This window comes from Cupriavidus sp. 01L43, from assembly GCF_056399925.1.
Genome location: NZ_JBFTSH010000002.1, coordinates 175,031 through 193,744, shown reverse-complemented (window position 1 = coordinate 193,744; position 18,714 = coordinate 175,031). Strand labels below are relative to the sequence as shown.

16 protein-coding genes are annotated in these 18,714 nt (G+C 66.7%); 4 read left to right on the top strand and 12 right to left on the bottom strand.

What is annotated here, in order from left to right; all coding sequences use genetic code 11:
* Positions 1 to 13: 13 nt before the first annotated feature.
* From AC1DP9_RS04010 to AC1DP9_RS03990, 5 genes are all read right to left on the bottom strand, one after another.
* Positions 14 to 1,324, bottom strand: coding sequence for a TRAP transporter large permease (locus AC1DP9_RS04010; RefSeq protein ID WP_441591054.1), 1,311 nt, complete (start codon positions 1,322 to 1,324; stop codon positions 14 to 16).
* Complete coding sequence (locus tag AC1DP9_RS04005) at positions 1,324 to 1,875, bottom strand: TRAP transporter small permease subunit (RefSeq protein WP_092293098.1); 552 nt, start codon at positions 1,873 to 1,875, stop codon at positions 1,324 to 1,326. Before AC1DP9_RS04005 ends, AC1DP9_RS04010 begins: the two co-directional genes overlap by 1 nt.
* A 5-nt stretch (positions 1,876 to 1,880) precedes the next feature.
* Complete coding sequence (locus AC1DP9_RS04000; protein WP_092293100.1) at positions 1,881 to 2,852, bottom strand: TRAP transporter substrate-binding protein; 972 nt, start codon at positions 2,850 to 2,852, stop codon at positions 1,881 to 1,883.
* A 301-nt stretch (positions 2,853 to 3,153) separates the two neighbouring features.
* The gene (locus AC1DP9_RS03995; RefSeq protein WP_477106681.1) at positions 3,154 to 4,560 is read right to left on the bottom strand and encodes a heavy metal sensor histidine kinase; all 1,407 of its coding nucleotides are present in this window, start codon (positions 4,558 to 4,560) and stop codon (positions 3,154 to 3,156) included.
* A complete protein-coding gene (locus AC1DP9_RS03990; RefSeq protein ID WP_092293104.1) occupies positions 4,557 to 5,243 on the bottom strand; it encodes a heavy metal response regulator transcription factor in 687 nt (228 codons plus the stop codon). Before AC1DP9_RS03990 ends, AC1DP9_RS03995 begins: the two co-directional genes overlap by 4 nt.
* Before the next feature lie 150 nt (positions 5,244 to 5,393).
* On the opposite strand from AC1DP9_RS03990, the gene AC1DP9_RS03985 reads away from it, so the two are divergent.
* From AC1DP9_RS03985 to purL, 4 genes are all read left to right on the top strand, one after another.
* A complete protein-coding gene (locus AC1DP9_RS03985) occupies positions 5,394 to 7,223 on the top strand; it encodes a copper resistance system multicopper oxidase (RefSeq protein ID WP_477106680.1) in 1,830 nt (609 codons plus the stop codon).
* Positions 7,223 to 8,059, top strand: a complete 837-nt coding sequence (locus AC1DP9_RS03980) for a copper resistance protein B (protein ID WP_477106911.1) — start codon at positions 7,223 to 7,225, stop codon at positions 8,057 to 8,059. Before AC1DP9_RS03985 ends, AC1DP9_RS03980 begins: the two co-directional genes overlap by 1 nt.
* Positions 8,060 to 8,157: 98 nt before the next feature.
* Positions 8,158 to 8,745: a winged helix DNA-binding protein gene (locus AC1DP9_RS03975; RefSeq protein ID WP_092293110.1), complete on the top strand. Its 588-nt coding sequence runs from the start codon at positions 8,158 to 8,160 to the stop codon at positions 8,743 to 8,745.
* A gap of 228 nt (positions 8,746 to 8,973) precedes the next feature.
* Positions 8,974 to 13,020, top strand: a complete 4,047-nt coding sequence (purL, locus tag AC1DP9_RS03970; RefSeq protein WP_477106679.1) for a phosphoribosylformylglycinamidine synthase — start codon at positions 8,974 to 8,976, stop codon at positions 13,018 to 13,020.
* 258 nt (positions 13,021 to 13,278) lie between these two features.
* On the opposite strand, the gene AC1DP9_RS03965 is transcribed toward purL, so the two are convergent.
* From AC1DP9_RS03965 to AC1DP9_RS03935, 7 genes are all read right to left on the bottom strand, one after another.
* Positions 13,279 to 14,013 (bottom strand): aspartate/glutamate racemase family protein, encoded by a 735-nt coding sequence (locus AC1DP9_RS03965; protein WP_477106678.1) that lies wholly within the window; start codon positions 14,011 to 14,013, stop codon positions 13,279 to 13,281.
* 156 nt (positions 14,014 to 14,169) lie between these two features.
* Complete coding sequence (locus tag AC1DP9_RS03960) at positions 14,170 to 14,490, bottom strand: hypothetical protein (protein WP_477106677.1); 321 nt, start codon at positions 14,488 to 14,490, stop codon at positions 14,170 to 14,172.
* A 186-nt stretch (positions 14,491 to 14,676) separates the two neighbouring features.
* Complete coding sequence (locus AC1DP9_RS03955) at positions 14,677 to 15,471, bottom strand: peptidylprolyl isomerase (protein ID WP_092293117.1); 795 nt, start codon at positions 15,469 to 15,471, stop codon at positions 14,677 to 14,679.
* Between the two features lie 4 nt (positions 15,472 to 15,475).
* Complete coding sequence (locus tag AC1DP9_RS03950; RefSeq protein ID WP_092293119.1) at positions 15,476 to 15,790, bottom strand: BolA family protein; 315 nt, start codon at positions 15,788 to 15,790, stop codon at positions 15,476 to 15,478.
* Between the two features lie 28 nt (positions 15,791 to 15,818).
* Positions 15,819 to 16,358, bottom strand: a complete 540-nt coding sequence (locus tag AC1DP9_RS03945; protein WP_477106676.1) for a septation protein A — start codon at positions 16,356 to 16,358, stop codon at positions 15,819 to 15,821.
* A gap of 115 nt (positions 16,359 to 16,473) precedes the next feature.
* On the bottom strand, positions 16,474 to 16,881 hold the full coding sequence (gene msrB, locus AC1DP9_RS03940; protein WP_092293123.1) for a peptide-methionine (R)-S-oxide reductase MsrB: 408 nt from the start codon (positions 16,879 to 16,881) through the stop codon (positions 16,474 to 16,476).
* Positions 16,882 to 16,982: 101 nt separating this feature from the next.
* The gene (locus AC1DP9_RS03935) at positions 16,983 to 18,539 is read right to left on the bottom strand and encodes a protein adenylyltransferase SelO (RefSeq protein WP_477106675.1); all 1,557 of its coding nucleotides are present in this window, start codon (positions 18,537 to 18,539) and stop codon (positions 16,983 to 16,985) included.
* Positions 18,540 to 18,714 lie beyond the last annotated feature (175 nt).

Below are 18,714 nucleotides of genomic sequence, written 5' to 3'. Positions count from 1 at the left end.
GATGGCGCCGCCGCTACTTCAGCTCCTTCGCCATCACCACGTCCGGCAGCCACGTGACCACGGCCGGCCAGACCGTCACGATGGCGATGGCGAGCACCATCATCATGAAGAATGGCAGCGATACCCGGGCGATGTAGTTACTGTCCTTGCCGGTCATGCTCTGTAGCACGAACAGGTTGAACCCGACCGGCGGCGTGACCTCGGCAATCTCCACCAGCAGTACGATGAAGATGCCGAACCATACCAGATCGAAGCCGGCCTGCTGCACCATCGGCAGCACCGTGGCAGTGGTCAGGGCGATCATCGAGATGCCGTCCAGGGCGGTGCCGAGGACGATGTAGATGATCGTCAGCACGCCGATCAGTGCCCACGGGGACAGGTGCAGCGCCGCCACCCACTCCGCCAGCGCGCGCGGAATGCCCGTGAAGCTCATGGTCACCGAGAGGAACGAGGTGGCGCCCAGCACGAACATGATCATCGCCGTGAGCCGCGTGGCCGACATCAGGCTGTCCCAGAACGCGCGGCGCGTGAGCGACCCGCCCATCCAGGCCAGCGCCAGCGACGCCACCACACCATAGGCCGCGGCCTCGGTGGCGGTGGAGTAGCCGGCCATCATGATCCAGGTGATGAACGCGATCAGCACGATGCACGGCATCAACTGGCGGATGGAAGCCAGCCGCGAGCGCCAGCCGAAGGTCTCGGCGGGCGGCACGCGCTTCGGGTTCATCAGCGCCCAGACCACGATGTAGCCCGAAAACAGCACCATCAGCAGCAGCCCGGGCAGGAAGCCGGCCAGGAACACGCGGATGATCGACACATCGGCAGATACCGCGTACACCACCATGGTGATCGACGGCGGAATCAGGATGCCCAGCGTGCCGGCCGTGGCGAGCGAGCCGAGCGTCATGCGCTCGTCGTAGCCGCGCCGGGTCAACTCGGGCAGCGCCGACTTGGCGATGGTCGCGCAGGTGGCCGCTGACGAGCCCGACACCGACCCGAAGATGCCGCAGCCCAGGATGTTCACGTGCATCAGCCGGCCCGGCAGCCAGTTGAGCCAGGGCGAGAGCCCCGAGAACATCTGCTCGGACAGCTTGGTCCGGAACAGGATCTCGCCCATCCACACGAACAGCGGCAGCGAGGCCAGCGTGTAGGAGGCGCTCGACGACCACCACGCGTTGGCGAGGTTGACCAGCGCATCGTGGTCCGAGAACACCACCAGCCCCACCCACGAGGTGACCGCGATGGCCACCGGAATCCACGTCCCCACCGCCAGGAAGACCACCAGCACGACCAGCAGGATCAATGCGACGACAACGGTACTCATCAGATCGTCTCCCCGAAGTCGCCCGACGCCAGCTTGGCCTCCTGCGCCAGCTGGTAGCGCGGCTTCAGGCGCCGCACCACGCGCAGCCATTCGTCGGCCACGGCGAGCAGGAAGCCCACCGCGCCGATCACGGCGAAGCTCTGCGGAATCCAGAGCGGAATCACGATCTGCCCCTGCGACACATCGCCAATATCCCAGCTCTGCCAGGCGAAGGTGCCCAGCGCCCAGGACGCGTAGCCGGCGAACAGCAGGCAGATGGAGAGCGAGAGCAGCTCCAGCATCCAGCGGCGGCGCGGCCCCACGGCCTCGAGCAGCATCTCCACGCGCACGATGCCGCCGTGCTGGAAGGTCTGTCCGAGGACGAGGAAGGCCGAGGCGGCGCAGAGCCAGGCGACGATGTCGTCGCCGCCCTTGAGCGTGATGGTGGTCTCGCGCGAGATCGACATGGCGATCATGACGATGCACACCGCAAGGATGCAGAGCGCGCCCAGCACGGCGCAGAAGTCCAGCCAGCGATCCAGCCAGCGCTTGTCAGGCAACGGAGTGGTCATGGGGGTTACTTCTTGTAGGCGCCGAGGATGGCCTTGCCGTCGTCGCCGGCGCTCTTGGCCCATTCGTCGACCATGACCTGGCCAACCTTCTGCATATCGCTCTTCAGCTGGGGCGAGGGCGGTGCCACGGTCATGCCGTTCTTCGCCAGCGTGGCCAGGTAGTCGCGCGTCTTCTGCTCGGAAACCTGCCAGCCGCGCTTCTCGGCATCGGCCACGGCCTTGAGCAGGGCGTCCTGCGTGGGCTTGTCCAGCGCGGCGAAGGCCTTCTTGCTGACCACCAGCATGTTCTTGGGCAGCCAGGCGTCCACGGTGTAGAAGTACTTGACCGATTCCCAGACCTTGGTGTCCACGCCGGTGGCGCCGGAGGACATGAACGAGTTGACCGTGCCGGTGGCCAGCGCCTGGGCGAGGTCGGCCGCCTGGATCGTCACGGGCTGGGCGCTGACCAGTTCGGCGATCTTCGACGTGGCCGGGTTATAGGCGCGCCATTTCAGGCCCTTCATGTCGGCGGCGCTGTTGATCGGCTTGTTCGCGTAGATGCCCTGCGGCGGCCAGGCCACGGCGTAGAGCAGCTTCATGCCCTGGCGGTCCAGCACCTTCTCGGTCACCGGCTTGGAGGCTTGCCAGAGCTGGAAGGCATCGGCGTAGCTGGTGGCCAGGAATGGCACGGCATCCACGCCGAAGACCGGGTTCTCGTTGGCCAGCGTGGACATCAGGATCTCGCCCATCTGCACCTGGCCGGTCTGCACGCCGCGCTTGATTTCGTTGGCCTTGAGCAGCGAGCCATTGGGATGGAGCAGGATCTTGAGCTTGCCGCCGGTGGCCTTTTCCACGTCGTTGGCCATCTGCTGCAGGTTCTCGGTGTGCAGGTTGGTGGCCGGATAGCCGGTGGGCAGGTCCCACTTGGTGTCCGCCCATGCTGCCGTGCTGCCAAGCAGCAGGGCTGCCGCCGCAACTGCCATTGCCTTGACTCGCATCTCGATCTCTCCTGGTGTTGCGCGTGGGCGCCTGCCCGACTGCGCGGGTTGGAACTACCGGGCGCGCGTCAGATATCAGGCAATACAGGGTTCGATTGTCTGAGACATGACGTACGCCGCGATCACGCGCGCGGCTTCTGGCCCGGTCGCCGCGCGGTGAGCATTGCACGATGGCTTCGAATGCAAGGGCCGTGCCCAGTGGCTGCGCACCGGGCATGGCTTCGGGAATCCACAGGGTAGCAAGAAGCGCCCGGCGCCGACAGATAGGGTTCGTCTGGATGTGGCGGGCGCGCCGCGCGGGTCAGGACGCGGCCGGCTCGCGGGCGGGCGGGGGGAATTGCATCGCGAAACGGGTGGTGCCGGGCGCGGAGCGCACCGAGATGCTGCCGCCGTGCGCGGCGACGATGGCGCGGGTGATCGACAGCCCCAGGCCCACCGTCTCGGACTCCGGCCGGGCGCGCGACTTGTCGCCCCGGAAGAAGCGATCGAACAAAGAGGGCAGCAGGTCCGGCGCGATGCCGGGGCCGTCGTTCTCCACGGCGACTTCCACCTCGCCCGCCTGCCGGGTGACGGTGACCGTGACCGTGACGCTGCCGCGCTCGGGGGTGTAGCGCAGCGCGTTCGACAGCAGGTTGCTGAGCGCGCGCCGCAGCATCAGGCGGTCGCCGTCGATGCGCGCATCGCCCACAAGCCGCAGGGCGATGCCCTTGTCCTCGGCCAGCGCCTCGTAGAACTCGAACAGGGCCAGCACCTCGGTGCTGATCGAGATCGACTCCTTGTGGGGGAGGTCGAGCCCATGCTCCATCTTGGCGAGGTAGAGCATGTCGGAGACCATGCGCGACAGGCGCTGCAGCTCTTCGACGTTCGAGACCAGCACGTCGCGGTAGCGGGCCGCGTCGCGCGGCTGCGAGAGCGCCACCTGGGTCTGCGTCATCAGATTGGTCAGCGGCGTACGCAGTTCGTGGGCGAGGTCCGACGAGAATTCGGACAGCCGGCGGAAGTCGTCCTGCAGGCGCGCCAGCATCGCGTTCAGGTCGGCGGCCAGGGCGGCCATCTCGACCGGCACGGCCTCCACGGGCATGCGCTGGTCGAGCTTGTCGCCGGTCACGGCCTTGGCGCGCGAGGCCATCGCACGCAGCGGCGACAGTCCGCGCCGCGCCGCCCACCAGCCGAACAGGCCGCTCGCCAGCACCGCCAGCGCCACGTAGAGCACCAGCGAGCGGCGGAACGCGCGCAGGAAATGCTCGTGGATGTCGGTGTCCATCGCCAGGATCACGCCGATGGGCTGGGCGGCATCGCCCGCCGGCACCGCCGCGCGCAGGCCCCGGTAGCGCTTGCCGGCCTGCTGCCAGGCGAGGCGATCTTCGCCTTCTTCGTGGACCGGCCGGGCGGCCAGCGCTGCTGAGAAGTCAAAATCCGGGGTGGCGTAGCGGGTGCGGCCATCGGGCTCGCGGAGGTGGATCAGCACGCCGGCGTGGTGCGCGTAGGGGTCGCCGGCATGGCCCGCATGAAGTGCTTGGGGCGAAGCGCCCGCCGCCAGCGATTTTTCGATGACGCGGAGGTTATCCCGCAGCAGCGCGTAGTCCTCATCGGCGAAATGGCTGTCCATGGCCGAGAGGATCAGCCCGGCCAGCCCGAGCAGCACCACCGCCGACGACAGCGAGAACAGCACTGTCAGCCGCGTGGTGAGCGAGTATCGGCGCCTCACGCCTCGTCCTCCGGCACCTCGAGCACGTAGCCCATGCCGCGCACGGTCTGGATCAGCTTGGGTTCGAAGTCATCGTCGATCTTGGCGCGCAGCCGGCGGATGGCCACGTCGATCACGTTGCTGTCGCTGTCGAAATTCATGTCCCAGACCTGCGAGGCGATCAGCGAGCGCGGCAGCACCTCGCCGCGCCGGCGGGCCAGCAGTTCCAGCAGGGCGAATTCCTTGCCGGTCAGCACGATGCGGCGGCCGGCGCGCGTGGCCCGGCGGCGGGCGAGGTCGAGCACAAGGTCGCCGATCTCGATGCGGTCCAGCTGCACGATGGCGGTGCCGCGCCGGAGCAGGGTCCGGACCCGGGCCAGCAACTCGGAAAAGGCAAAGGGTTTGACGAGGTAGTCGTCGGCGCCCAGTTCCAGCCCCTTGACCCGGTCGGCCACGCTGTCGCGGGCGGTCAGGAACAACACGGGCACGGGGTTGCCGGCGCCGCGCAGGGTCTGGAGGACGCGCCAGCCGTCCATGCCGGGCAGCATCACGTCGAGGATCAGCAGGTCGTAGGCCTCGGTCATCGCCAGGTGCCCGCCGTCCTGGCCGTTGACGGCCAGATCCACGACGAAGCCGGCCTCGGTCAGGCCCTGCCTCAGGTATTCCCCGGTTTTCGGCTCGTCTTCCACCACCAGCAGCTTCATGCCCACTCCCATCCGTGCGAGGCAACAGTGTATGTCGCTCCCTCAACATGACAAGAAGATTACCGGAATGTAATGTTCGGGTCATTTGTCGGTTACTGCGAAGTCACTAAGCTGGCTGCGCCTATATAAGAGACACCAAGGATTCATTGCATGCGACCCATATCTCCGGCGGGGCTGTTGCTGCCATCGCCGCGCGGCCTGACAAGGCGTCGATTCGTTCAGGGCCTGGCGGCAGGCGGCGTGCTGGGGGCGGTTGGCGCCGTGCCGGCATGGGCGCAGGCGTCCACCGGCCCGGCCCGCGCCGGCAGCGGCACCGCGCCGGTGCTGCGCGGCACCGAGTTCGATCTCGTCATCCAGGACGCGGTGGTGGACTTCACCGGCCGGAAAACCATCGCCCCGACCATCAACGGCATGCTGCCCGGCCCCACGCTGCGCTGGCGCAAGGGCGATACGGTGACGATCCGCGTGACCAATCGGCTGAACGAGCCCACGTCGCTCCATTGGCACGGCATCCTGCTGCCGTACCAGATGGACGGCGTGCCCGGGATCAGCTTCCCGGGCATCGCGCCCGGCGAGACGTTCACCTACCGCTTCAAGGTGGCGCAGAGCGGCAGCTACTGGTACCACTCGCATTCCGGCTTCCAGGAGATGACCGGCGTGTACGGCGCGATCGTGATCGATGGCGATGACGATGACGACACGATACGCGCGGATCGCGACTATTCGGTGCTGCTGTCCGACTGGACGGAAGAAGACCCGATGCGCATCCTGTCCAAGCTCAAGACCCAGAGCGACTACTACAACTACAACCGGCCCACGGTGGGCGACTTCTTCCGCGATGTGTCGCAGGACGGCCTGGGCGCCGCGCTGGAGAAGCGCAAGATGTGGAACCAGATGCGGATGAATCCGACGGATCTGGCCGATCTCTCGGGCGCCACGCTGACCTACCTGATGAACGGCGTCACGCCGGCCGGCAACTGGACCGGCCTGTTCCGCGCTGGCGAGATGGTGCGGCTGCGCTTTATCAACGGCGCCGGCAATACGTTCTACGACGTGCGGATTCCGGGGCTGAAGCTCAAGGTGGTCCAGGTGGACGGGCAGGGCATCGACCCGGTTTCCGTGGACGAATTCCGATTCGGCCCCGGCGAGACCTGCGACGTGCTGGTGACGCCGACCGACGACGCCCACACGGTCTTCGCCCAGTCGATGGACCGGAGCGGCTACGCGCGCGGCACGCTGGCCGTGCGGGATGGGATCGAGGCGCCCGTGCCGCCGCTGGACCAGCCCGAGTGGCTCACCCCGGTCGACATGATGGGCAGCATGGACCATGGAGCGATGGACCATGGGGCGATGGATCACGGCGCGATGGATCACGCTGCGATGGGGCACATGGACCACGGCGCCATGGATCACAGCCAGCACGGCATGGCCGCGCCGGACCGGCTCCGGGTGCCCAGCACCAAGGCGCGCCACGCGCGCACCGAATACGGCCCGAGCACCGACATGCGCGTCGACATGGCCCGCACCAACCTCGACGACCCCGGCATTGGCCTGCGCAACAACGGGCGGCGCGTGCTGACCCTCTCGGACATGTATACGATCGGCGGCCCGATGGACCCGCGCGGCCCGGGGCGTGAAGTCGAACTGCACCTGACCGGCAATATGGAACGCTACACGTGGTCATTCGATGGGGTCGAGTTCGGCAAATCGACGCCGGTGCGCTTCCGCCACGGCGAGCGGCTGCGCGTGATCCTGCACAACGACACGATGATGACCCACCCGATGCACCTGCACGGCCTGTGGAGCGAGCTTGAGGCGCCGGACGGCTCCTTCCAGGCGCGGCGGCACACCATCCCGGTTCAGCCCGCGCAGCGCATCAGCTTCCTCGTCACCGCCGACGCGCTCGGCCGCTGGGCCTGGCATTGCCACCTGATGATGCATATGGACGCCGGCATGTTCCGCGAAGTGGTGGTGGCATGATGACGCTGCAATTTCGGAAAAGAATGATTGTCGCGGCGCTGTTTTCCGGGCTGGGCACGAGCGCTGCGCTGGCCCAGCACGATGCGATGCAGGGTGGCAGCGCGCCCGCCGATGCGCGCGACCCGCACGCGTATTCGGATGGTTACCAGCTGGGCGTCGGCCAGTACGCACTGGGCGGCCATCGGTCCTTGCACATGATGGATGAGCACCCCTTCGGCTCGGTGCTGATTGATCGACTCGAATGGGCGCACGGCAACGGCAGCAATGCCGCCGCCTACGAGGCCCAAGCGTGGTTCGGCGGTACCTACAATCGGCTCGTGATCAAGGCCGAAGGGGAGGCCGCGCAGGGCAGGGTACACGATGCGCGCACGGAATTGCTCTGGGGCCACGCGGTGGGCTCGTACTGGGACACCCAACTCGGCTTCCGGAACGATGTCGGCCATGGCCGGCCGGCCCGGAACTGGCTGGCGATGGGCATCCAGGGGCTGGCGCCGTACTGGTTCGAGCTGGACGCGACGGCCTATGTCGGCACAGAAGGGCGCACCGCGCTGCGCCTGGCGGCGGAATATGAGCTGCTGCTGACGCAGCGGTGGATCCTCCAGCCGCGTATCGAGGCCAATCTGTACGGGAAGAACGATCCGGAGACGGGCGTCGGCAGCGGGCTGTCGAGCGGGACGGTCGGCATCCGGCTGCGCTACGAGATCAGCCGGCAGTTCGCACCCTATATCGGCGTGGAGCGCTACCAGTCGTTTGGCAATACCGCCGACATGGTCCGCACGTCAGGCGGCCGCAATGGCGAGACCCGCTTCGTGGCCGGCGTTCGCGCCTGGTTCTGAGCCGGATTTTTGACTCAGGCCGACTTCACCTCGATAATTCGTCAACAATCTGTCGTGATTCGACGAATTTTATTCATCTTCGAAGGGAGACCTGCTTCATGGCACGCAAGCCAGTCCAGGCCAGCGCGTCCGACGACGCGCCATCGGCCGCCGTCCGGCCTCCCGCCACGCTGGGCCGCGCCGCCGGCGTCAACATCGTCTCATCGTCGCACCTCGTCTCGGTGCGGAGCCCGGAATTGTCCGAGTTCGAGTTCGGCCTGAACACGGCCTACAACGCCTACAGCCGCTGGGTGGTGCGCTGCATGGGCGCGGCTGGCGTGCGCGACCTGACCTTCCTGGACGTGCTGGTCCTTCACCACGTCAATCACCGGGGCCGGGCCAAGCGGCTGGCCGATATCTGCTTCGTGCTGAATGTGGAAGACACCCACCTTGTCACCTACGCGCTGAAGAAGCTGGCAGGCCTGGGGCTGGTCGCCGGCGAGCGGGTGGGCAAAGAGGCCACCTACGCCACCACGCAGGCCGGCGCCGAGGCCTGCGCCCGCTATCGCGAGATCCGCGAGCAGTGCCTGACCAGCAACTTCACCGAAGGTAGCGAGGAAAACATCGAGATTGGCGAACTTGCGCGCCTTTTGCGGGTGTTGACGGGCTTGTACGAGCAGGCGGCACGCTCGGCGACGTCGCTCTAAGCATCGGCTATCAATCAAGTGATTCATGATGCACTAAAATGGTGCGTCCGCTGCACTTGCCGGTGTCGCAGCCAATTTGGACGTCCATGTCCGCCTCCGTCCCATTGCGCAATGCAAAAAGCGGGCTCCGGCAAGGTACAATAGCGGTTTCCCGCCAGCCGGTTCCCCACTCAGCGGTGCCGGCGGCCGCCAGCCCCGACCTCCCTACGCCTCCCGACCGCTACGATCATGGCGCATTTCTCGTGCTTCCCCGGCGCTTTGGCGCTTTCCGCCTTCCGCCAGCAACGCCTGCTTGCCACGCTCAAACAGATCGATGCCGATATTGAATCGGTACATGGCCAGTTTCTGCATTTCGTCGATACCGACACCCCGCTTTCCGCCGAAGACCAGTCGCGCATTGCCGCGCTGTTGACCTACGGCACGCCGTTCACGGCCCAGACCGAGGGCGACCGCTTCGTGGTGATTCCGCGTTTCGGCACGATCTCGCCATGGGCCAGCAAGGCCACGGACATCGCGCATAACTGCGGGCTGTCCCACGTGCACCGCATCGAGCGTGGCGTGGAGATCACCGTGATCTGCAAGAAGGGCCTGCTGCGTGGCCGCAAGACGCTGGACGCCGACGTGCGTGCCGCCGTGGCCGCGCACCTGTTCGACCGCATGACCGAAACCGTGATCGCCTCGCGCGAGGACGCCGCCGGGCTGTTCCAGGAACTGCCGGCCAAGCCGCTGCGCTTCGTGGACATCGCCACCGGCCGCGCCGCGCTGGAGGAGGCCAACACGGCGATGGGTCTCGCGCTGTCCGAGGACGAGATCGACTATCTGCTCGACGCCTACGCCAAGCTCGGCCGCAACCCGACCGACGTGGAACTGATGATGTTCGCGCAGGCCAACAGCGAGCACTGCCGCCACAAGATCTTCAACGCCACGTGGACGATCGACGGCGTGAGCCAGGACAAGTCGCTGTTCGCGATGATCCGTAATACGCACCAACTGAACCCGCAGGGCTCGATCGTCGCGTATTCGGACAACTCCGCCGTGATGGAAGGCGATGTGGCCGAACGCTGGTTCCCGCGCGGTGCGGACCAGCAGTACGGGCGCCACGAGGCGCTGACCCACACGCTGATGAAGGTGGAAACCCATAACCACCCGACCGCGATCTCGCCGTTCCCGGGTGCCTCCACCGGCGCCGGCGGTGAAATCCGCGACGAGGGTGCCACGGGCCGGGGCGCCAAGCCCAAGGCGGGCCTGACCGGCTTCACGGTGTCGAACCTGATGCTGCCGGACGCCATCGAGGCCTGGGAAAACGCCCGCGATGCCGCCCAGCCGGTGGCCCATCGCAATCCGGACGACAAGGCCGGCGTGACCGGCAAGCCGGACCGCATCGCCTCGCCGCTCCAGATCATGATCGAGGGCCCGCTCGGCGGCGCCGCGTTCAACAACGAATTCGGCCGCGCCAACCTGGGCGGCTACTTCCGCGTCTACGAGCAGAACGTGGCCGGCACGGTGCGCGGCTATCACAAGCCGATCATGATTGCCGGCGGCATCGGCAATATCGACGCGGGCCATACCCACAAGGACCCGCTGCCGGCCGGCACGCTGCTGATTCAGCTCGGCGGCCCGGGCATGCGCATCGGCATGGGCGGCGGCGCCGCCAGCTCGATGGCCACCGGTACCAACACGGCCGACCTCGATTTCGACTCGGTGCAGCGTGGCAACCCCGAGATGGAACGCCGCGCGCAGGAAGTCATCAACGCCTGCTGGCAGCTTGGCGACGACAACCCGATCCTGTCGATCCACGATGTGGGCGCGGGCGGTATCTCGAACGCCTTCCCGGAACTCGTGGACGGCGCTGGCCGTGGCGCGCGCTTCGACCTGCGTCAGGTGCACCTGGAGGAGTCGGGCCTGTCGCCGGCGGAAATCTGGTGCAATGAATCGCAGGAGCGCTATGTCATGGCGATTGCGCCGGACAGCTTCCCGCGCTTCCAGGCCATGTGCGAGCGTGAGCGCGCCCCGTTTGCCGTCGTCGGCGTGGCCACCGAGGAGCAGCAGCTGCAACTGGTGGACGCCCACGTGGACGCCGCGCTCAAGGAGCACTTCACGGTAGACATGCCGATGGACGTGCTGCTGGGCAAGCCGCCGCGCATGCACCGCGACGTGACCCGCGTGACCAAGGAACTGCCGCCGGTGGACGTGACCGGCATCGCGCTGGAGCAGGCGGTGCGCGACGTGCTGCGCCACCCCACCGTGGCCAGCAAGTCGTTCCTGATCACCATCGGTGACCGTACCGTGGGCGGCATGAACGCGCGCGACCAGATGGTCGGCCCGTGGCAGGTGCCGGTGGCGGATGTGGCCGTGACCACGCTCGACTACAAGGGCCGCGCTGGCGAGGCGATGACCATGGGCGAGCGCACGCCGCTGGCCGTGATCGACGCACCGGCCTCCGGCCGCATGGCGATTGGCGAGGCGCTGACGAACCTGGCGGCCGCACCGGTCAAGGACCTCGGCAAGGTGAAGCTGTCGGCCAACTGGATGGCCGCCTGCGGCGTGGCGGGCGAGGATGCCAAGCTGTACGACACCGTGCATGCCGTTGGCATGGAACTGTGCCCGGCGCTGGGCATCAGCATTCCGGTCGGCAAGGATTCGCTGTCCATGCGCACCAAGTGGCAGGACGCCGACGGCGACAAGGAAGTCGTGGCGCCCGTGTCGCTGATCATCTCGGCGTTTGCCGCCGTGGATGACGTCGACAATACCCTGACGCCGCAGCTTCGCACGGACCAGGGTGACAGCGTACTGATCGCCATCGACCTGGGCCGCGGCAAGAACCGCATGGGCGGCAGCATCCTGGCGCAGGTGACGCAGCAGGTGGGCGACCGCGCGCCGGACGTCGACAACGCCGACGACCTGAAGAACTTCTTCAACGTGATCCAGCGCCTGAACCGTGAAGGCAAGCTGCTGGCCTACCACGACCGCTCGGACGGTGGCTTCATGGCTGCCGTGGCGGAAATGGCGTTCGCGGGTCACTGCGGCGTGTCCCTGAACGTGGACATGCTCGCGCTCGACCCGACGCAGGAACAGGACTATGGCGATGCCAAGAACTGGGCCCAGCAGGTGGCGGAGCGCCGCAACGAGCAGACGCTGCGCGCGCTGTTCTCCGAGGAACTGGGCGCCGTGATCCAGGTGCGACTCGACGAGCGCGACGCGGTGTTCGGCGTGCTCCGCGAAGCCGGCCTGTCGGCCTGCAGCCACGTGATCGGCAAGCCGAATGCGACCGATCAGCTCGAGGTGTACCGCGACGCCAAGAAGGTGTTCGGCGCTGCCCGTGCCGAACTCCAGCGCAACTGGTCGGAAGTCAGCTGGCGCATCGCGCGCCTGCGCGACAACCCGGCCTGCGCGGACAGCGAGTACCAGCTGCTCCAGGACGATACGGACCCTGGCATCAGCCCGGTGCTGACGTTCGACCCGGCCGAGGACATCGCCGCGCCGTTCATCGCCACCGGCAGCCGTCCGCGCGTGGCCATCCTGCGTGAGCAGGGCGTCAACTCGCACCTCGAAATGGCGTACAGCATGGACCGCGCCGGTTTCGATACGCACGACGTCCATATGAGTGACCTGATCGCCGGCCGGGCAAGCCTGGCCGACTTCAAGGGCTTCGTGGCGTGCGGCGGCTTCAGCTATGGCGACGTGCTGGGTGCCGGCGAAGGCTGGGCCAAGACCATCCTGTTCAACGCGCAGATGGCCGAGCAGTTCGCGGCCTTCTTCAACCGCCAGGACACCTTCGCGCTCGGCGTTTGCAACGGTTGCCAGATGCTGAGCAACCTCGCCCCGATCATCCCGGGCGCCAATGCCTGGCCGAAGTTCACGCGTAACCAGTCGGAACAATACGAAGCGCGCTTCGTGACCGTGCAGGTCGAGCAGTCCTCGTCGATCTTCTTCGCCGGCATGGAAGGCAGCCGCATTCCGATCGTCGTGGCACACGGCGAAGGGTTTGCCGACTTCTCGCAGCAGGGTGATATCCAAGCCGCCAAGGTGGCGCTGCGCTTCGTCGACAACAAGGGCGCGGTGACGCAGGCCTATCCGCTGAACCCGAACGGCTCGCCGGACGGCATCACCTCGGTCACGACCGTGGACGGCCGCTTCACGGCCCTGATGCCCCACCCGGAGCGCGTGTTCCGTGCAGCAACCATGAGCTGGGCCCCGGACGCCTGGAAGCAGGCCGCAGACGGCGGCAGCCCGTGGATGCGCATGTTCCGCAACGCCCGGAAGTGGGTCGGTTGATCGCTGCAAGGCGCTAGACGGCCTGAAGCCCCAGAAAAGCCCGCGCAAGCGGGCTTTTCTTTTGCTCATTTGCCATGCGCAAGCACGGAGTAGGCTAGTCCGCCGCACCACAGTACAGCCGTGCTCCCAAATACGATGTAGATCCAGATTTCGACCTTTCGCTGGCTTTGCGCCAGATCAAACCGGCGCGGCCGGTGCGCGGCAATCGGGGGCCAAAGACGGGCGTAGCCGGTTCAGTCATGCCTCAATGCAGTGCGCTCAGCTCAGCGCATACCGGGCCAGCAGGCCGGTGTAGGTCTTCGGCAGCGGCCGTGCCCAGTCTCCGCGCTTGCTGGTGGAGAGCCGCAGCGAGACAAGCGCCTCGGCCATCTTGACGGCGCAGGACACGCCGTCGATGACCGGCGCGCCAATCGCGTCGGAGATCTCGTCGCACAGGTCGGTCATGCCCGCGCAGCCCAGGACGATGCAGTCGCTCTGGTCCTCGGCCAGCGCCTCGCGGCAGGCTTCAGTGATGATGTGGCGCGCATCCGAGCCCGGCCGCTCCAGTTCCAGCACGGGCAGGTCGCTGGCGCGCACGTTGCGGCAGAACCGCTTCATGCCGTAGCGCTCGGCCAAATGCCAGGCGATATTGCAGGTGCGGGCCAGCGTGGTGACCACGCTGAAGCTTGTGCCGATCATGCTGGCCGCATGCATGGCGGCCTCGGCGATGCCGATCACGGGGCCCCGCGCCACCTCGCGCGCCGCGTAGAGGCCCGGATCGCCGAAACAGGCGATCACGTAGCCGTCCACGTGTTCCTTTTCCCCCAACAGGATTTCCTCGAGGATCCCCGGCACGCTGAGCGCCTCGTCGTAGTGGCTTTCGATCGAAGCCGGCCCCATGCGCGGGCTGACGGCCACGATCTGCGTGTCGGGCATGGCCACCGCGCGGGCGCACTGGCCGATCTTGTCGGTCATGCTCTGGGTGGTATTGGGATTGATGATCTTGAGCTTCATGACGACTCTCGGTGACAGGATCAGGCGTTGTGGCCGAAGTGGACTTCGGACCAAAGCAATGCCCATGCCGATACCGATGCACCAGCCTGGCCGAGAAATCGTCGGGTCAGGGGTGACGCCAGGGATACTTGAGGCCGAGGTCGGGGGGAAGCGAGGTCAGGCCCTCGCGGGGTTCAAGGTGGGGTCGATGGGCGTCGTGTCTGCCTGGAGCCGGGCGCTCCAGGGCAGGTAGCGCGAGTACAGCAGGCGCATGCGGTCGGCGTCGGGCGGCACGGGCAGCTCGCCGTGCATCTCCATATAGGCGATCGTGGCCTGGAGCAGCTTGGTCTGTGCGTAGCGGTCGCGCTCGGGCAGGTGGGGGTGGAGATGGCGCCAGCGCATGCCCGTGCAATCGATATGGGGCATGCCCAGCGCGCAATAGACGATGCCGCGCGAGTAGAGGTGCCACAGGTGCCAGTAGCCGCTTGTCACGCCCATGCTTGCGATGCGCTCCCAGGATGCCGGATGCCGGTCCGGAACAGCCCGGCGGCCCGTGGGAAACATCTTACCGAGCGCACTGTGCCGGGGGAATGTCGAAATCTCCCCAAAGTGTGCGCCAGCGCGCCCGGAAAACAAAAACCGGCGCCTGGGCGCCGGTTTCGGTATCGGGAAACGCCGGGATCCTTACTGGATCTTGGCCTTTTCCTTGATCGACTTCATCATCGCCTGGAACTGCTCGCGCTGCCAGGCCTGGTCGCCCATCAGCATCTGTTGCAGCTGCGGCTTCACTTCCTCGAACGACGGGATCTTGGCGTCGCGCGTGTCCACCAGTTCGATGATGTGCCAGCCAAACTGGGTCTTGACCGGCGTTTCGGTCATCTGGCCCTTCTTCAGGCCGGTCATCGCGGCCGAGAACTCGGGCACGTAGCTGGTGCTGTTGGCCCAGTCCAGGTCGCCGCCGTTGACAGCCGAGCCGGTGTCCTTCGACGAAGCCTTGGCCACGTCCTCGAACTTGGCGCCGCCCTTGATCTTGGCGATGATCGCCTTGGCGTCGGCTTCCTTCTCCACCAGGATGTGGCGGGCGTGGTATTCCTTGCCGTTGCCGAACTGCGCCTTGATCTTGTCGTACTGCTTGCGCAGTTCGTCGTCGTTGGCGCCGTTGGTGCGCACGTAGTCCTCGAACACCGCGCCGGCCAGCACGTTGAGCTTGGCCTGCTCGAGTTGCTCCTGCACGTCGTCGCGCTGGGTGATGCCGCGCTTGTTGGCTTCCTGCAGCAGCAGTTCCCGGTCGATCAGCATGGTGCGGGCCCGGTCGCGCAGCTCGGGGCTGGCGGGCTGGCCGGTGCCGGCGATCAGCTTGTCCAGCTTGGCCGAGGGGATGGGCTTGCCATTCACAACGGCGGCGTTCTGGGCGATTGCGGGCAGGCTGCCAGCAGCAAGCACAGCCGCCAGGCTGAACGAGAGGACGGTGGTCTTCATGGAATCAGGTCTGAGAGTTGCGGGTAGCGTCGCGTGAAGCTTCGCGGGATTGATATTCTTGGTCGGTGTAGGCGCTGACGGCCAGCGCATGAATCTGCGCCGGGAATAGGGCGCGCAGCGCATCATACACCATGCGATGGCGGGCAACCCGCGAGTGGCCCGCAAACAACTCGCTGACGATCAGCACATCGTAATGGCCTCCGCCCGAGGCCGCGCCGGCATGGCCGGCATGGGCCGCGCTGTCGTCGCGCACGGTCAGGCGGGAGGGGTCGAGGGCCGCACGCAGCAGCGTCTCGATGGTGGCGGGGTCTGCAGCCATCCGGGTTCCTTGTAGCGTGGCGTCCGGCTTACTCGGACGGGGTTTCCTGGATATGGCGCGACATCCAGATGCTCTGCAGCACGATGAACACCAGCATCAGCCCCATGCTGCCGAACAGCTTGAAGTTGACCCAGGTATCCGTGGAGAACGTGTATGCCACGTAGAGGTTCAGCAGGCCCATGGCGGCGAAGAAGCCCGCCCAGGCGGCATTCAGGCGGGCCCACATCGCGTCCGGCAGGGTGACCTGCTTTTCCATCATGGCCCGCACCAGGTTCTTGCGCCAGCCGATGACAGAGCCCACCAGCGTCACCGCGAACAGCCAGTAGAGCACCGTCGGCTTCCACTTGATGAAGGTCTCGTTGTGCAACAGGATCGTTGCACCGCCAAACACGCCAATGATCAGCAGGCTGACCCATTGCATCGGCTCCACCTTGCCATGGCGGATGCGCACCCAGGCAATCTGGAGCACCGTGGCAATCATCGCGACGGCCGTGGCCGGATAGATGCCGAACAGCTTGAAGGCGATGAAGAACAGGATGACCGGAAACAGGTCGAAAAGAAATTTCATGCGGACGATTGTTGATTGGCGGGCTTGCCGAGCGCGGAGGCCCGCGGCCGCGCCATTGTACTTGGGGAATGGCGCGCGGCGGGCATCCGAAGCAACGATTACATCACTCGATGAATCACCCGCGATCGGAAGGATCCCGATCGTCGAATTTTAGCGCAGCCGAGTTGATGCAATAGCGCAGGCCGGTGGGGGCCGGGCCGTCCTCGAACACGTGGCCCAGGTGGCTGCCGCATTCCTTGCAGCGCACTTCCACGCGGGTCATGCCGTGGGTGTGGTCCGTGTGCTCGTCGATTACCTCGCCGTTGATTGGCTTGAAATAGCTGGGCCAGCCGCAGCCGGCGTCGAACTTCGTGGCCGATTCGAACAGCGGCGTGCCGCACCCCACGCAGTGGTAGATGCCCTGGTTCCAGTGGTCCCAGTAGCGGCCCGTGAACGGGCGCTCGGTGGCGGCTTCGCGCGCGACGCGGTACTCGATGTCGGAAAGTTGCTCACGCCATTCGGCGTCGGTTTTCTTGGTGGTCATCTTGCGTCCTTCTCATTAGGCGGTGGCGCGGGGCCCCAGTCTTGCTTGGTCGGACTCGCGCCGCAATCCTTACAGATTCAGAAATTCACGTTATGTCGATGTCACGACGAGCAACTGACTTCGAGCCCGGACGCCCAGTCCGGCGGCAGGGCGGCATAGGCTTCCGACTCGGGTTGCTCGTCGAATGGCCGGGACAGCACGGCCAGCAGCCGGTCTACCTCGGAGAAATCCTTGTCGCGCGCGGCGCGGATCGCGGTTTCTGCGAGGTGGTTGCGCAGGATGTACTTCGGGTTCACGGCGAGCATGCCGGCGGCGCGCGTAGCGTCGTCGGACTGCTCGGCCTGCAGCCGGGCGCGGTATTCGGCCGCCCAGGCGTCCCAGGCGGCGCGGTCCAGGAACAGGTCGCGCACCGGGGCGTCGGCGTTCGCATCCTTCCCCGAGATGCGGGCGAGGTTGCGCCAGAACAAGGTGTAGTCCACGCGGTTGGCGTGCAGTACCCGGAACAGGTTGGTCAGCAGCGCCTCGTCCTCGTTTTCCTGCCCGCCCAGCGGGCGCAGGCCCAGCTTGGCGCGATAGTGGCGGAAGAAGGCGGCGGCGTAGCGGTCGCGGAACGGGTCGAGCGCCTCGCGCGCGGCGGCCACTGCAGCTTCCTTCGCTGCTTCCTTGGCGGCCTCGGGATCGGCTGCATCGGCCGCATCGGTCTCGCGCCAGAGCGGGAGCAGCGCCTGCGCCAGGCAATGCAGGTTCCAGAACGCCACCTGGGGCTGCTGGCTGTAGGCGTAGCGGCCCTGCTGGTCGGAATGGTTGCAAATATGGTTGGCGTCGAAGGCGTCCAGGAAGCCGAACGGACCGTAGTCGATGGTCAGGCCCAGGATCGACATATTGTCGGTATTCATCACCCCGTGGCAGAAGCCGACGGCCTGCCAGTGCGCCACCATGTCCGCAGTGCGCAGCGAGACCTCGCGCAGCAGCGCCTGGTAGGGGTTGCCGCCGGCGTCGCGGCAGGCGGGGTAGAAGCGGTCGATGACGAAATCGGCCAGCTCGCGCAGCGCGGCATGGTCCTCGCGCGCGGCGAAGTGTTCGAAATGGCCGAAGCGGATAAAGCTCGGCGCCAGGCGCGTGACCACGGCGGCGGTCTCGATGGTCTCGCGGCGCACCGGAGCGTCCGAACCGACGATGGCCAGCGCCCGCGTCGTCGGCACGCCCAGCGCGTACATGGCCTCGGAGCACAGGTATTCGCGGATCGACGAGCGCAGCACCGCGCGGCCATCGGCCATGCGCGAGTAGGGCGTCAGGCCGCCCCCCTTGAGCTGGATTTCCCACGGGCCGTCGTCGCGCTCGGCCTCGGCGAGGCGGATGGCACGGCCATCGCCCAGTTGCCCGGCCCAGACGCCGAACTGGTGGCCCGAGTAGACCGTGGCCAGCGGGTCGGCCCAGTCAGGCACGCGGTTGCCGATAAAGGTGTCGAGGAAGTCCGGCTGGCTGGCTTCGGCGCCGATCGTCTGCGGGTTCCAGCCCAGCAGCGCGGCGGCAGCCGGGGCCACGCTGACCAGGTAGGGCGAGGGCAGCGGCGTGGGCTGCAGGCGCGTGAAGAAGCGCTCGCCCAGCGCGGCAAAGCCGGGCGCGGTGCGGAACGGTACGGGGGACTCAGGGGGCATCGACGTCCTGCTTTGCGATCTGCGGAGGTGAATAGGGGGTGCCGAAGTGCGCTTGCAGGCTAGGGGAAAACGACATATTGAGACGCATCAGGGCACGCAGTATTGTACTTGCACCGGTTTTCCCCTGTCGGCCGAGGGGGTGTCCACCGGGGCGCCATGCCTTATCGATAGCGGA